The sequence below is a fragment of the Arthrobacter sp. AOP36-A1-22 genome (assembly GCF_052377615.1).
Lineage (GTDB): Bacteria > Actinomycetota > Actinomycetes > Actinomycetales > Micrococcaceae > Arthrobacter_H.
In genome coordinates, this window is the sequence record NZ_JBQSWX010000011.1 from 29,356 (window position 1) to 42,974 (window position 13,619).

Genomic DNA, 13,619 nt, shown 5'->3' on the forward strand with positions numbered 1-13,619 from the left:
TTTAGAGGAATCCTACAACGACTCGCTCGCATCCAGGCGTCCCACCACGAGGGCCGTCTGCAGGACGAAGGCCTCCCGGGGGACCAACGGGTCCCATCCCGAGACGTCGCAGACCCGCTTCAGGCGGTACCTGACGGTGTTGGCATGGACGAAGAGTTCACGGGCCGTTCCCTCCAGTGAATGGCCCAGGGCCAGATAGCTGGACAGGGTCTCGACCAGGCCGTTTCCGGCCTTGACGAGGGGCTTGTGGATGTCGTTGATCAGGGCGGTGCGGGCCGCGACGTCACCGTTCATCACCCGTTCGGGCCAGAGGTCGTCGGCGGCCACCGGACGGGGGGCCAACGGCCAGGCCCGGGCGGCGGCGATGCCCTCGAAGGCGGCATGGGCGCTGGCCGCGGCGTCGCGCAGGCTGGCGGCCTCCGGGCCGTAGACGATGGGACCCGGGCCGAAGTATTCGGCGAGCCGGGAGAACGTGGTTTCCAGTTCACGCACCCCGCCGAGCATGAGGATCAGCCGGTCGCCCTGGATGCCTACGAGGCAGTCCTTGGCGACCCGCTGGCCGGCCCGGCGCAGGTCACCGACGAAGGTGGCGCCGGCGTCCTCGGGGGAGCTGCCGACGATGACGTGGATCCCCGACTGCGAGGTCCAGCCGACCGCGGCAATACGCGAGCGCAGGGCGTCGGGGCTCTCCCCGCGCAGCACGGCGTCCACGACCAGGGCCTCCAGCCGGCTGTCCCAGGCCCCGCGTGATTCGGCGGCCCGGGCATAGACATCCGCCGCGGCGAAAGCCACTTCGCGCGAATAACGCAGCACGGCCTCACGTAGCTGCATCTGTTCGGAATCGGGGGCCAGCTCGGGGACCTGGTTCTCCACGACCTCCACGATGGTGCGGATCAGCTGCAGGGCCTTCTGCAGGGAGATGGAGCGGGTGAGCTCGGTGGGGGCGGTGCCGAAGACATCGGTGAGCACCCACTGCGGGGAACTGGGACGTTCATACCAGGAGACGAAGGAGGCGATGCCCTTCTGTGCGACCAGGCCCAGTGCGGCCCTCTCCTGCGGGCGCAGACCCCGGTACCAGGGCAGCGACTGGTCCAGGTGCTTCAGGGCGACCGTGGAGAGGATTCCCAGATGGGACTTCAGCCGCTTCAGCGTTTCCGGGCTGGCCTTGGGCTGACGCACGGGGCGGATGCGGGGGGATCCGGTGCCCGGACGTTCGTCTGTCATGGCTCCACCCTACGCACAGGTGGCCCGTGGCTCCATTTTGGAGGAACACTACAAAAGAAGAAGTCCCCCGGACACCTGCCTGGGCAGGTGTCCGGGGGACTGCCGGGACCGGGAACGATGGCGGGGAGGTCCTCGCCAGCGTCCTCGGTGGCCGGGGGTTAGGAATCGCCCCCGGCGGTGCCGGAGGTACCGGCGTTCACATCGTCGAGCTGGTATTTCGTGAAGGCCTTGGCCGAGGTGTCCTTTTCGACCTCGCCCCGGCGTTCGAGCATTTCCAGGGTCCTGACGACCATCGAGTGGGCGTCGATCCTGAAGAAGCGACGGGCCGCGGCACGGGTGTCCGAGAAGCCGAAGCCGTCCGCCCCCAGGGTCGCGAACTCGTTGGGGACGAACTGGCGGATCTGGTCCGGCACGGCCTTCATGAAGTCCGTGACCGCGACGACGGGCCCAGTGGCCCCGGCCAGCTTCTGCGTCACGTAGGGAACGCGCGGTTCGCTGCCCGGGTTCATGAACGCCTCCTCCTCGGCATCCAGCCCGTCACGGCGCAACTCGTTCCAGCTGGTCACCGACCAGACATCGGCGGAGACGCCCCACTCCTCGGCGAGGATCTGCTGGGCCTCCAGGGCCCACGGCACCGAGACGCCAGACGCCAGCAACTGGGCCCGAGGTCCGTCGACCTTGGCGGGGGAGAGCAGGTAGATGCCCTTGAGCAGCCCCTCCACATCCAGGTCCTCGGGCTCGGCAGGCTGCAGCATCGGCTCGTTGTACAAGGTGATGTAATACATGACGTTGGGGTCTTCGTGCTCGCCCCCGTACATGCGCTTGAGCCCGTCCTTCATGATGTGCCCGATCTCGTAGCCGTAGGCCGGATCGTAGGAGACCACTGCGGGATTGGTTGCGGCCAGGACGGGGGAGTGCCCGTCGGCGTGCTGCAGCCCCTCGCCGGTCAGCGTGGTGCGCCCGGCGGTGGCGCCCAGCACGAAGCCGCGCGTCATCTGGTCCCCGGCAGCCCAGAAGAAGTCTCCGGAGCGCTGGAAACCGAACATCGAGTAGAAGATGTAGATCGGGATCAGCGGTTCGCCGTGCGTGGCGTAGGAGGTTCCCGCGGCGGTGAGCGCGGCCACGGAGCCGGACTCGTTGATGCCGGTATGCAGGATCTGCCCCTGCGGGGATTCCTTATAGGCCAGGATTAGGTCACGGTCCACCGACAGGTAGTTCTGCCCCTTGGGGTTGTAGATCTTCTTCGTCGGGAAGAGCGAGTCCATGCCGAAGGTGCGAGCCTCGTCCGGAATGATCGGGACCACGCGATCGCCGAATTCCTTATCGCGCATGAGGTCCTTGAGCAGACGCACGAAGGCCATCGTCGTGGCCGCCTGCTGCTTGCCCGAGCCTTTCTTCGCGACCGCATAGGCCTTGTCGTCGGGCAGGTGCAACGGCGTGTGCTTGGTCCGGCGTTCGGGAAGTGAACCGCCCAGGGCCGCCCGGCGATCCATCATGTACTTGATCTCCGGGGCATCCATGCCCGGGTGGTAGTACGGCGGGGTGTACGGGTCGGCTTCGAGCTGCTCATCGGTGATCGGGATCCGCAGGTGGTCGCGGAAGCCCTTGAGATCATCCAAGGTCAGCTTCTTCATCTGGTGGGTCGCGTTGCGCGCCTCGAAGCTGTTGCCCAGGCCGTAGCCCTTGACCGTCTTGGTCAGGATGACCGTGGGCTTGCCCTTGAACTCGGTGGCGGCCTTATAGGCGGCATACATCTTGTTGTAGTCGTGGCCGCCACGCTTGAGGTTCCAGATCTGGGCATCGGTCAGATCCGCGACCAGTTCCTTGGTCTGCGGGCTCTTGCCGAAGAAGTGCTCGCGGATGAATCCGCCGGACTCGGCCTTATAGGTCTGGTAGTCCCCGTCCGGGGTCTGGTTCATGATGTCCACCAGCGAGCCGGTGTCGTCCTTGTCCAGCAGGTCGTCCCATTCGCGGCCCCAGACCACCTTGATGACGTTCCAACCGGCACCACGGAAGAAGGCCTCCAGCTCCTGCATGATCTTCCCGTTGCCCCGCACGGGGCCATCGAGGCGCTGGAGGTTGCAGTTGATCACGAAGTTGAGATTGTCCAGCTGTTCGTTGGCCGCCAGCTGCAGGAAGCCACGCGATTCCGGCTCGTCCATTTCGCCGTCGCCCAGGAAGGCCCAGACGTTCTGGTCGGAGGTGTCCTTGATGCCGCGGTTGTGCAGGTAGCGGTTCAGCTGGGCCTGGTAGATCGCATTGGACGGACCGATGCCCATGGAGACGGTGGGGAATTCCCAGAAGTCGGGCATGGAGTGGGGGTGCGGGTAGGAAGGCAGCGCATGGCCTTCCTTGGACTTCTCCTGGCGGAAGCCATCGAGGTCCTCTTCGCTCAGCCGGCCTTCCAGGAAGGCGCGGGCGTACATGCCGGGGGAGGCGTGGCCCTGGAAGAAGACCTGGTCGCCGCCGCCGGGGTGGTCCTTGCCGCGGAAGAAGTGGTTGAAGCCCACTTCATAGAGCGTGGCCGCGCCGGCGTAGGTGGAGATGTGTCCGCCGACGCCGATATCGGGGTGCTGGCCGCGGTGGACCATGATGGCGGCATTCCAGCGCATCCAGGCACGGTAACGGCGTTCGGTTTCTTCGTGTCCGGGGAACTCGGGTTCCTGGTCCACGGGGATGGTATTGACATAGTCGGTGGTGGTCACCATGGGGACACCGACGCTCTGGGCACCCGCGCGTTGCAGGAGGGAGCGGACGATGAACTGGGCCCGTTCGGTGCCCTGGGCCTCGACCAGACCGTCGAAGGATTCAATCCATTCGGCGGTTTCCTCCGGGTCGCGGTCCGGCAGTTGGCTGGTCAAGCCACTGCGAATGTGGGAAATGTGTTCCTCTTCAGCCACGTCCAACTTCTCCTCGGTACGGGTTACAGCGTGGGGAATGCGACGTTCCCGTTGTTGGAGCGGGGCGCGTCGCGGCGGCAAGGCCGCTTGACGATGGACGCACACCGGGTGGGTGCGAGTCCATCCCGTCCACTGTAGTTGCCTTTCTCTGGTGATGCGTAGCCGGGAGAGGTGTCCGTGACCTCGGTGACCGGAAGAACAGACGTACGGGGGCCGCGAACGACCGCACGTTCCGGGCCCAGATCCGGGCCCGGGTGGTGCGTTTTTCGCCGCTGGGGCGTGTTTGCGGGCTCTGCGCTTGATGGGAAGTGTTTAAAGGTGTTGGCTTGAGAGGTGTATATGCATCTAGTGGGAGGAGAAACGTGAGCGACGCCGGAGCGGCTAAGACCGCAGCCGTGGAGAAAATGGGCTTCAAGGATGGAGACCTGATCCAGGAGCTGGGTTATGACGACGACGTTGACGACGGTCTCCGTGACACGTTGGAAGAAGTTACCGGCCACGCACTGCTGGCCGAGGACGAGCATGAAGTCGTCGATGGCGTCCTCCTCTGGTGGCGCGATGGCGAGGGCGACCTCGTGGACGAACTTGTCGATTCGCTGACCACCTTGGATGAAGGCGGCGTCATCTGGTTGATGACCCCCAAATCGGGTCGTGACGGCTTCGTCGGCGTGCCCGAAATCCAGGAAGCCGCCCCGACGGCCGGGCTGCACGTCACCAGCAGTGAAGGTGTATCCGAAGACTGGACGGCGACCAGGCTCGTGGGTCGTCGAAAGAACTAATGACGGCTGAGCCGGGAACCCACGCGCTGCTGGGTTCACCGATTCCTGCCTTCAGCCTCCCGAACCAGTTCGGTGGGCCGGTCTCGCTGGAGGGCATCGGCGCCGCACGGGCTTTTCTCGTGTTCTACCCGTTTGCCTTTTCCCGGGTCTGCACGGGGGAACTGGTTGGTCTGGAACGGGTGCGTCCGGAACTGGAAGCCTCCGGGGTTTCACTGCATGGAATCTCCGTCGACCATAAGCACGCCTTGCGGGCCTATGCCACCGAGCAGGGCCTCGGATTCGATCTGCTGGCCGATTTCTGGCCCCACGGAGAGGTGGCCCGGGCCTTCGGTTGCTTCGACGAGGAGCAGGGCCGGGCCCTGCGTTCAACGTTCCTGCTCGCCGGCGGACGCGTGGTGGATCATTTCAGCAGCGGCATCGGCCAAGCGAGGCAGGAACAGGATTACTTCGACGCCATCGCCCGGCTGCGCCGCTGACGTAGGCGTCGTGACCCCGAGTTGGTGGCGGGGCCGATTGCCGGTAAGCTCGATCCCCGCAAGGGCCTTTAGCTCAGCTGGTAGAGCGTCACGTTTACACCGTGAATGTCATCGGTTCGATCCCGGTAGGGCCCACGCCATGAATCCCCGTCATCCTTCAGGCACCGCCGAAAGGACGACGGGGATTTTTCATTCCCACCGCGGTTCCGCGAGGCGCGGGGGCGCCATTGTATGGTGCGCCACCGCCGTGTGGATGCCGCCTGATCCGACACGATCTAGGCTGTCCCCATGCAGATGCGACTTGCCGCCGACTGGACACCGTGGCGAAGCGAATCCCCGCTGGGTGGAAAACGGCCCACGAAGACGGACGTGGCCCACGCGGCGCACTCGGGCCTGGGGCGCGAAGACGTCCTGCCCTACCCGGCGGACCGGTTATCGGCTGGAATGCTCCGATTGCTGATCGTCGGGATCAACCCCAGTCCCTGGACGGCAGCGGTCAATGCGCCCTTCGCCCGGCCGGGAAACAGGTTCTGGACGTCCCTGGCCCTGGCGGGAGTCCTCGACCGGAAAGTCGATGCCTCACGAGGACTCGCCGCGGTGGACGAACGGATGCTGGCGGAGCGCGGCCTGGGGATCACCAACATGGTTGAGCGCACGTCGGCACGGGCAGACGAACTGACGACCGAGGAACTGCGGGCCGGCGGGGCCCGACTCGTGGAGCGGGTACGCATCCTGCGGCCCCGGGCAGTGGGCGTCTTGGGGGTGACGGCCTACCGGGTGGCCTTCAGCCAACCCCGGGCCACGCTGGGCTTGCAGACCGACACGCCACCGGAAGGGTGGCCGGAGGACGTGCAACTGTGGGTCCTTCCCAACCCCAGCGGGCTCAATGCCCATGAAACGGCCGGGTCGTTGGCCCTGAAGTGGGAGGATGTCTGGCACGCCAGCGCCTGAGTCGGAACCGCCGGCGGGCCGGGGGTAAGGATGGTCCCCGGGTGGAACCTACTCCGCGGAGGGCCTACGGCGCTGCTGTTTGACGTCGGATCGTTGCTTCTTCGCGGCCCGGTGACGGCGTTTGGAGCCCCGGGTCGGTTTCGTCGGACGCCGCTTGGGTCCTGCCGGGGCCAGGGCCTCGCGGATGAGTTGGGCCAGTTTCTCCAGGGCCCTCTCGCGATTTCGGCGTTGTGAGCGTTGTTCGGAGGAGGTGACGGTGAGGGTTCCTGCGACCAGCCGCGGACCCAGATGGTCCAACAGCAGTTCACGGTCCTCTTCGCCCAGGGTGGGGGAGGCGGCGATGTTCCAGAACAGTTCCACCCGGCTATCGGTGGTGTTGACGTGTTGCCCGCCGGGACCGGAGGACCGCGAAAAACGCCAGCCGAGCTCCGAAGCCGGGATCGTCAGCACCGGGGATACCTGCAAGTCCATGTCCTGATCGTCCCACGACGCAGGATTCCCAGGAGCCCCGCCGTCGTACTGGCCCCTGTGGGCGGGACGCCGGAACCTTGTGCGCAGCCGCCGGGTGATCCGAAGCCAGGGCAGATCGTGGGGCCAATGCAGGAACACCGTATGGAACCCGCGGCGCAGGCGCAGGACCGCCCCGCCATCGTGGAAGGGGCGCATCGAGATGCCGGTGCGCAGGGTCGGTACGAAACGGAGCACATGCTTGACGCCCAAATGGAACGAGAGATCGAAGTCGTCGTGGACCAGCCAACGATCGGTGTGGAGGTGATCGCTGACCTCGTGCCAGGCTCGACGTCTGAAGGCCATGTTGGAGCCGAAGAGCGGCACATGCCCCAAGGCCAGGGAAGAGAGCGCAAAGTAGGGCAGGAGGTAGGCCCACAGGGCCGGTCGGCGCAGGGCGGAGGGGCCGTCATTGAAGTGGGCTGGGCCGGTGATCGCATCCACGCCGGCATCGGCATGGAAGGACGCGACGATCGTGGCGATCCAGTCCGGGGCCGGCACCGAATCGGCGTCCAGCCGGGCCAGGATGTCTCCACGCGCCCGGTGGTAGCCGGCAGCACTGGCGACGCCGATTCCGGGGCGGGGTTCGAAGAGGACCTGTGCCGCGTTGCCTCGGGCCACGCGCGCGCTGTCGTCGCTGGAGCCGTTGTCCACGACGATGATTTCGAGGGGGGCCACCTGCTGCCCGGCCAGCGCCTCCAGGCAATGCCGCAGTTTTTCGGCGTCGTCCTTGACCGGGATCACCACACTGACCGTCGGGCGGTTCATGGCAGCTCCCGGGGGCCATGCGGCGAGGCTGCCTGCCCGGGGGAGCATGGCGGGGCGGCAGGTTCCGGGGGATCAGCCGTCAGGGAGGGAAGGAGGAATCCCCCGATCAGGGCCCCCAGGCCGTCGGCCGCCAGATCGCCCATGGTGTCCTGGTAGCCCACGTGTACCCCCGGGTCGATGAGGGTGTGTCCGGCCCACTCCAACAGCTCCCAGACTGCTCCGGTGGCCAAGCCGAGAACGAGGGTGGCCACGACCAATGCGCCGGGCCGCTGAATGGTCGGCGGCAGGATGCCCGCCCGCTGGGCGATCACCACTGACAAGACGGCAATCAGTCCGCCCAATACTGCATGCATGAACTTATCCCACCCCGGCAGGAGCACATACAGGTCGAAGACGTTGCTCCAGGCGGCTGCCAGCGAGGCGATGCCGACGCAAAGGTCCAGGCTGGCCCGTACTCGCAGCGCGCGAGGGATCAAGGTCGCCAATACGGCGAGCATGAAGACAGCTACCTGGATCCAGCCCCACCCCACCCCGGCGACCACGACGCTGATGAGCATGGCTGCCCGCACGACGTCGGCCAGGAGCACCACCCGGTTCACGGGAGGCCGGAAGAGGGCGTGTCTCACCGCTTCCATGACGGGCCCCCTTCGGGGTGGGCCGAATGCTTCGGGCCGAGGTTCAGCACTGCGTGGACGGGTTCGTGGTCTGAGACGGCGGCTCCGCCCAGGCGCAGTGCATTCACTCCCGCCGACTCGACCTGAAGGCCGGGGGAGACGAGGATCCAATCCAACCGGGGGCCGGTGCTGGTGGGGCTGCCATACCGGGTGAACGTCGAACAGTCGGCGCCGACCTGTCGCGTTGACACCTCCAGGGCATCGGCCAGGACCCGACCGTCGACCAGGTGACGGTGGGCCGGGGAGCCGGTGCCTGCGTTGAAGTCCCCCAGCAGGATGACCGGATCGGGAAGATCCGCCACCACGCGGTGCAGTAGTTGGGCCGAGGCCCGGCGCGACGGGGCGGAAAACGGATCCAGATGCGTGACCAGGACATGGAAGCGTGCACCGGTGCCCCGATCGCTGAAGTGTCCCTGGACGACGAAGCGGGGTAGTGGGTTGCCGAAGGAACGCGAACCGGGACGTTCCGGGTGCTCCGAAAGCCACCAGAACCGGGAATCAAGCAGGTGAAGTCGGCGGCGGTCGTAGTGCAGTTCGCAGCGTTCCCCGCCGCCACCGGCGGACCGCCCGGTCCCCACGGAGGCGTAGGCAGCGCCGAGCATGTCCCGGATCTGCCGGGATGGGCCCGGCATCACTTCCTGCAAGGCCAGCACGGTGGGTTGCTCGGCGGCCAGCAGTTGCTGCAGCAGGGGACGGCGGCGGGCCCATCGATCCGCCGCCGGAAACCAGAACGGTGGCATGCGCCGCCGGATGTTCAGTGTCATGACGTGCAGCAGGGGAAGTGCTAAGGGGCCGATGAGGGGTGTCGGAGGAGAATGGGCGGGAAAAGAGCGCAATGCGGTGTCCCCATCGTTCGTCGGCCAGCCCATATCGTCACGCTACCAGCGAGCCCCGGCGCAGAACTCCCTTCGCAACAATACCGTGTCTTTGTATGTTTCTATACAAACTCTCCAGTAGGTGAATCGTTGAATTGTTGCTGTCGGTCGCAGGCAACAGCTTGATCGGCTTTCCGCCGAGGGGCGGGCGAACTAGACTGGGAACCAGTCACGGAGCCGTGTCCGGCACCGTAGTGTGCCGGGGCACCAGCTCGTCTTGTTTCCAATGGATGGAGTCCTGATGAAGGCACAAATCGGCGTCACCGGCCTAGCGGTCATGGGCGCGAACCTCGCCCGCAATTTCGCCCGCAACGGCTACACGGTGGCCCTGCACAACCGATCGATCGAGAAGACCGACGCCTTACTCAAGGAACACGGCGATGAGGGCGAGTTCATCCGCACCGACACCATGGAGGAGCTCGTCGAGTCGCTGGAGACCCCGCGCCGCGTGCTGCTCATGGTCAAGGCAGGCGCCCCGGTCGATTCGGTCATCGACAAGCTCGTTCCGCTGCTCGAAGCCGGTGACATCGTCATCGACGGCGGCAACTCGAACTTCCAGGACACCCGCCGCCGGGAGGCGGCCCTGGCGAAGAAGGACCTGCACTTCGTGGGCATCGGCGTCTCCGGCGGTGAAGAAGGAGCCCTGTGGGGCCCCTCCATCATGCCCGGCGGCTCCGAGGAGTCCTACAGGGCCCTGGGCCCGATGCTCGAGAAGATCTCGGCCCACGTCGACGGCACCCCATGCTGCGCCTGGATCGGCACCGATGGCGCCGGCCACTTCGTGAAGATGGTCCACAACGGCATCGAATACGCCGACATGCAGGTCATCGGCGAGGCCTTCGACCTGCTGCGCTCCGGCGCCGGAATCGAACCGGCCGACCAGGCCACGATCTTCACGGAATGGAATAAGGGCGAACTGGCCTCCTTCCTCATCGAAATCACCGCAGAGGTCCTGGCCCACCAGGACGCCAAGACCGGCAAACCGCTCGTGGACGTCATCGTGGACTCGGCAGGCCAGAAGGGTACCGGCCGCTGGACCGTGCAATCGGCCCTGGATCTGGGATCGCCCACCTCCGCGATCGCCGAATCGGTCTTCGCCCGCGGGCTGTCCTCCCAGCGCGACCAGCGCGCCATCGCCCAGGAGGTGCTGGCCGGACACGAGCAGGACGTCACTCTCGGCGACGACTTCGTCGAGGACGTCCGCCAGGCGCTCTTCGCCTCCAAGCTCGTCTCCTACGCCCAGGGCCTGGACATGCTCACCGCGGCAGCCACCGAGTACGACTGGGATCTGAAGCTCGACGAGATCGCCTCGCTTTGGCGCGGTGGCTGCATCATCCGCGCCGAACTGCTGGCCGACATCATGAAGGCCTACTCCTCGGACGACAAGCCGGCCAACCTGCTGTTCACCCCATCCTTCTCCGAGGCCATTGCCGGGGCCGTCCCGGCCTGGCGCCGCGTGGTCTCGACGGCGGTTTCCCTGGGCATCCCCGTCCCGGTCTTCTCCTCCTCGCTGGCCTACTACGACGGCCTGCGCCGCAAGCGCCTGCCGGCAGCCCTGACCCAGGGTCTGCGCGACCTCTTCGGCGCCCACACCTACAACCGGATGGATGCCGAAGGAACCTTCCACACCCAGTGGAGCGGAGACAAGACCGAGATCGAAGCAGTCTCCACGCACTAGCGACCACACCGGCGGGGCCACCCCCTGCCGACACGCTCCTGCGGGCACGACGGCGGAACCATTCCGGGTTCCGCCGTCGTGCCCTGTTTTGACTCAGGCCCGCGGGCATAGGCTGAGGGCATGGATTATAGATTTCTCGGGGCCTCGGGGCTCAAAATTTCCGAAATCACCTACGGCAACTGGCTGACGCACGGCTCCCAGGTGGAAAACGACGTCGCCACCGAATGCGTGCAGGCCGCCCTGGACGCGGGAATCACCACCTTCGACACCGCTGACGTCTACGCCAACGGGGCCGCCGAAGAGGTCCTGGGCGCCGCGCTGAAGAGCCAGCGGCGTGAATCGTTGGAGGTCTTCACCAAGGTCTTCGGGCTGGTGGGGCCCAAGGGGCCCAACGATTGCGGGCTCTCGCGCAAACACATCATGGAAGGCATCAACGGCTCGCTGAGTCGGTTGGGGATGGACTACGTCGATCTGTACCAGGCGCACCGCTACGACCACCAGACGCCGTTGGAGGAGACCATCCAGGCCTTCGCCGACGTCGTACGGGCCGGCAAGGCCCTCTATATCGGGGTCTCCGAATGGAGTGCGTCCCAGCTGCGCGAGGGTCAGGCGTTGGCCAAGCAGGCGGGATTCTTGCTGGTGTCGAACCAGCCGCAGTACTCCGCGCTCTGGCGGGTCATCGAGGCCGAGGTCGTCCCGGCCTCGAAGGAACTGGGTATGTCCCAGGTCGTCTGGTCGCCCATGGCCCAGGGCGTGCTCTCCGGCAAATACCGCCCGGGGCAACCGGCGCCGGAAGGCAGCCGGGCCACGGATGAGAAGGGCGGCAAGAAGACCATCTCGGGCTTCATGACCGATGACGTGCTCGGCCGGGTGCAGCAGCTGGAACCGATCGCCGATGAACTGGGGTTGAAGATGTCCCAGCTGGCGATTGCCTGGGTGTTGCAGAACGAGAACGTGGCCACCGCCCTGGTCGGGGCCTCACGCCCCGAGCAGGTCGCCGAGAACGTGAAGGCCTCGGGGGTGGAGATCCCCACGGAATTGATGACCCGCATCGATGAGGCGTTGGGGGATGTGGTCGAGCGAGATCCGGCCAAGACGGTCAGTCCCGAACAGCGCCCCGCCTAGCACGGACGCACACGAACGGTCCGGGACCTGCAGCAAAGAACTGCCGGTCCCGGACCGTTCGTCGTGGGAGGCCTTGGCCGCCGGTCAGATCCACATCGCCGGGTCGATGTATTCGGCTGGATCCACGGCCGGCTGGTGCTCCTGGGGTCGGCGTGGCCTGTTGGTTGCAGGGATCCCGGTGATGATCGAATCCTCGGGAGCGTCCTTGACCACCACGGCGTTGGCTCCGATCGCCGAATCGGCGCCGATGACGATCGGCCCCAGGACCTTCGCCCCGGCACCGATGACCACCCGGTCACCGATGGTGGGGTGTCGCTTGACCTTCGCCAAGGACCGGCCCCCGAGGGTCACTCCGTGGTAGATCATCACGTCGTCGCCGATCTCGGCGGTCTCGCCGATGACGACGCCCATGCCGTGGTCGATGAAGAACCGGCGGCCCAGGGTCGCCCCTGGGTGGATCTCGATTCCCGTGGTGAAGCGCGCCAACTGCGAAATCAGCCGTGCCGGAAGGCGCAGCGCGGGGGTCTGCCAGAGCCGGTGGGTCAGCCGGTGAACCCAGATGGCATGCAGGCCCGAATAGGCCAACGCATTTTCCGCGTCCCCGCGTGCTGCCGGGTCATGGGCGCGGGCCCCTTCGAGATCCTCTTTCAGGCGGGATAGGAAAGTCACACGAAACCTTTGCTGGTGGTTGTCCTTCAGGTGCTGCCGCTATCCGCGGATGTCGTCGTACAACAGGGTGGAGATGTAGCGTTCGCCGAAGTCGGGGACCACGGCCACGACCAGCTTCCCGGCGTTCTCTGGACGGGCGGCGACCTGCAGGGCACCCCAGACGGCGGCACCGGCGGAGATGCCCCCGAGGATGCCTTCCTTGGTTCCCAGGTCACGGGCGACCCGCACGGAATCCTCGATCGTGGCGTCCAGGACCTCGTTGTAGATTTCGGTGTCCAGGACCTCGGGAACGAAGTTCGCGCCCAGGCCCTGGATCTTATGCGGGCCGGGGGCGCCACCGTTGAGGATGGCCGAATCCTTCGGCTCCACCGCGACGATCTGCACCTCGGGCTTCTTCTCGCGCAGCAGCTGGCCGGCCCCGGTGATGGTGCCGCCGGTGCCGATGCCGGCGACCAGGACGTCCACCGCCCCGTCCGTGTCGTCCCAGATCTCCTGGCCCGTGGTGGTGCGGTGGATCTCGGGGTTGGCCTGGTTGGCGAACTGCTGGGCCCAGATGGCGTTCTCGGTATGGGCGACGATTTCCTTGGCCTTCTCCACGGCGCCGCGCATGCCCTCGGACCCGGGGGTCAGCACGATCTCGGCACCGAAGGCGCGCAGCATGACCCGGCGTTCGGTCGACATGGTCTCGGGCATGGTGAGGATGACCCGGTAACCGCGGGCGGCCCCGACCATGGCCAGGGCGATCCCGGTGTTGCCGGAGGTGCCCTCCACGATGGTCCCACCGGTCGTCAGGGCGCCGGCCTTCTCGGCGGCGTCGACGATCGCCACCCCGATGCGGTCCTTGACGCTATTGGCGGGGTTGGCGAATTCGAGTTTGACCGCGACCTGCGCCGGCAGGCCCTCGGCCAAGCGGTTCAGGCGGACCAGGGGAGTGCGTCCGACCAGTTCGGTCACGTCGTTGTAGATCTGTGCCATCAGCGGCCTGCTTTCGGA

Annotated in this window: 12 protein-coding genes, 1 tRNA gene and 1 pseudogene; 6 read left to right on the forward strand and 8 right to left on the reverse strand. The window is 66.4% G+C overall.

The window, feature by feature from the left end:
* Positions 1 to 12: 12 nt before the first annotated feature.
* Entirely contained in the window at positions 13 to 1,224 is a 1,212-nt protein-coding gene (locus tag ACT3S2_RS08440; protein ID WP_444561527.1) for a PucR family transcriptional regulator, read from the reverse strand.
* 158 nt (positions 1,225 to 1,382) lie between these two features.
* Positions 1,383 to 4,124, reverse strand: a complete 2,742-nt coding sequence (gene aceE / locus ACT3S2_RS08445) for a pyruvate dehydrogenase (acetyl-transferring), homodimeric type (protein ID WP_444561528.1) — start codon at positions 4,122 to 4,124, stop codon at positions 1,383 to 1,385.
* A gap of 362 nt (positions 4,125 to 4,486) precedes the next feature.
* On the opposite strand from aceE, the gene ACT3S2_RS08450 reads away from it, so the two are divergent.
* From ACT3S2_RS08450 to ACT3S2_RS08465, 4 genes are all read left to right on the forward strand, one after another.
* The gene (locus ACT3S2_RS08450) at positions 4,487 to 4,903 is read left to right on the forward strand and encodes a DUF3052 domain-containing protein (protein ID WP_443427881.1); all 417 of its coding nucleotides are present in this window, start codon (positions 4,487 to 4,489) and stop codon (positions 4,901 to 4,903) included.
* On the forward strand, positions 4,903 to 5,379 hold the full coding sequence (locus ACT3S2_RS08455; RefSeq protein WP_444553736.1) for a redoxin domain-containing protein: 477 nt from the start codon (positions 4,903 to 4,905) through the stop codon (positions 5,377 to 5,379). The genes ACT3S2_RS08450 and ACT3S2_RS08455 overlap by 1 nt, the downstream gene beginning before the upstream one ends.
* Before the next feature lie 62 nt (positions 5,380 to 5,441).
* Positions 5,442 to 5,514: transfer RNA gene (locus ACT3S2_RS08460), tRNA-Val, on the forward strand.
* A 153-nt stretch (positions 5,515 to 5,667) separates the two neighbouring features.
* Positions 5,668 to 6,330, forward strand: coding sequence for a mismatch-specific DNA-glycosylase (locus ACT3S2_RS08465; protein ID WP_444561529.1), 663 nt, complete (start codon positions 5,668 to 5,670; stop codon positions 6,328 to 6,330).
* Between the two features lie 48 nt (positions 6,331 to 6,378).
* Here ACT3S2_RS08465 and arfB read toward each other — a convergent pair whose 3' ends face one another.
* From arfB to ACT3S2_RS08485, 4 genes and pseudogenes are all read right to left on the reverse strand, one after another.
* On the reverse strand, positions 6,379 to 6,801 hold the full coding sequence (gene arfB / locus ACT3S2_RS08470) for an alternative ribosome rescue aminoacyl-tRNA hydrolase ArfB (RefSeq protein ID WP_444561558.1): 423 nt from the start codon (positions 6,799 to 6,801) through the stop codon (positions 6,379 to 6,381).
* A 228-nt stretch (positions 6,802 to 7,029) separates the two neighbouring features.
* A pseudogene (locus tag ACT3S2_RS08475) lies at positions 7,030 to 7,653 on the reverse strand (glycosyltransferase family 2 protein); the annotation flags it as partial.
* Entirely contained in the window at positions 7,602 to 8,240 is a 639-nt protein-coding gene (locus ACT3S2_RS08480) for a hypothetical protein (protein WP_444561530.1), read from the reverse strand. The pseudogene ACT3S2_RS08475 and the gene ACT3S2_RS08480, both read right to left, overlap by 52 nt.
* Positions 8,228 to 9,043 (reverse strand): endonuclease/exonuclease/phosphatase family protein, encoded by an 816-nt coding sequence (locus ACT3S2_RS08485; protein ID WP_444561531.1) that lies wholly within the window; start codon positions 9,041 to 9,043, stop codon positions 8,228 to 8,230. Before ACT3S2_RS08485 ends, ACT3S2_RS08480 begins: the two co-directional genes overlap by 13 nt.
* Before the next feature lie 352 nt (positions 9,044 to 9,395).
* Here ACT3S2_RS08485 and gndA point away from each other — a divergent pair, with 352 nt between their 5' ends.
* The gene (gene gndA, locus ACT3S2_RS08490; protein ID WP_444561532.1) at positions 9,396 to 10,832 is read left to right on the forward strand and encodes an NADP-dependent phosphogluconate dehydrogenase; all 1,437 of its coding nucleotides are present in this window, start codon (positions 9,396 to 9,398) and stop codon (positions 10,830 to 10,832) included.
* Between the two features lie 120 nt (positions 10,833 to 10,952).
* Positions 10,953 to 11,957 carry an aldo/keto reductase family protein gene (locus tag ACT3S2_RS08495; RefSeq protein WP_444561533.1) on the forward strand — a complete coding sequence of 335 codons (1,005 nt, stop codon included), beginning with the start codon at positions 10,953 to 10,955 and terminating at the stop codon, positions 11,955 to 11,957.
* Positions 11,958 to 12,041: 84 nt separating this feature from the next.
* Here ACT3S2_RS08495 and epsC read toward each other — a convergent pair whose 3' ends face one another.
* The gene (gene epsC, locus ACT3S2_RS08500) at positions 12,042 to 12,626 is read right to left on the reverse strand and encodes a serine O-acetyltransferase EpsC (RefSeq protein ID WP_444561534.1); all 585 of its coding nucleotides are present in this window, start codon (positions 12,624 to 12,626) and stop codon (positions 12,042 to 12,044) included.
* A gap of 39 nt (positions 12,627 to 12,665) precedes the next feature.
* Positions 12,666 to 13,601 (reverse strand): cysteine synthase A, encoded by a 936-nt coding sequence (gene cysK / locus ACT3S2_RS08505; RefSeq protein WP_444561535.1) that lies wholly within the window; start codon positions 13,599 to 13,601, stop codon positions 12,666 to 12,668.
* Between the last annotated feature and the right edge of the window lie 18 nt (positions 13,602 to 13,619).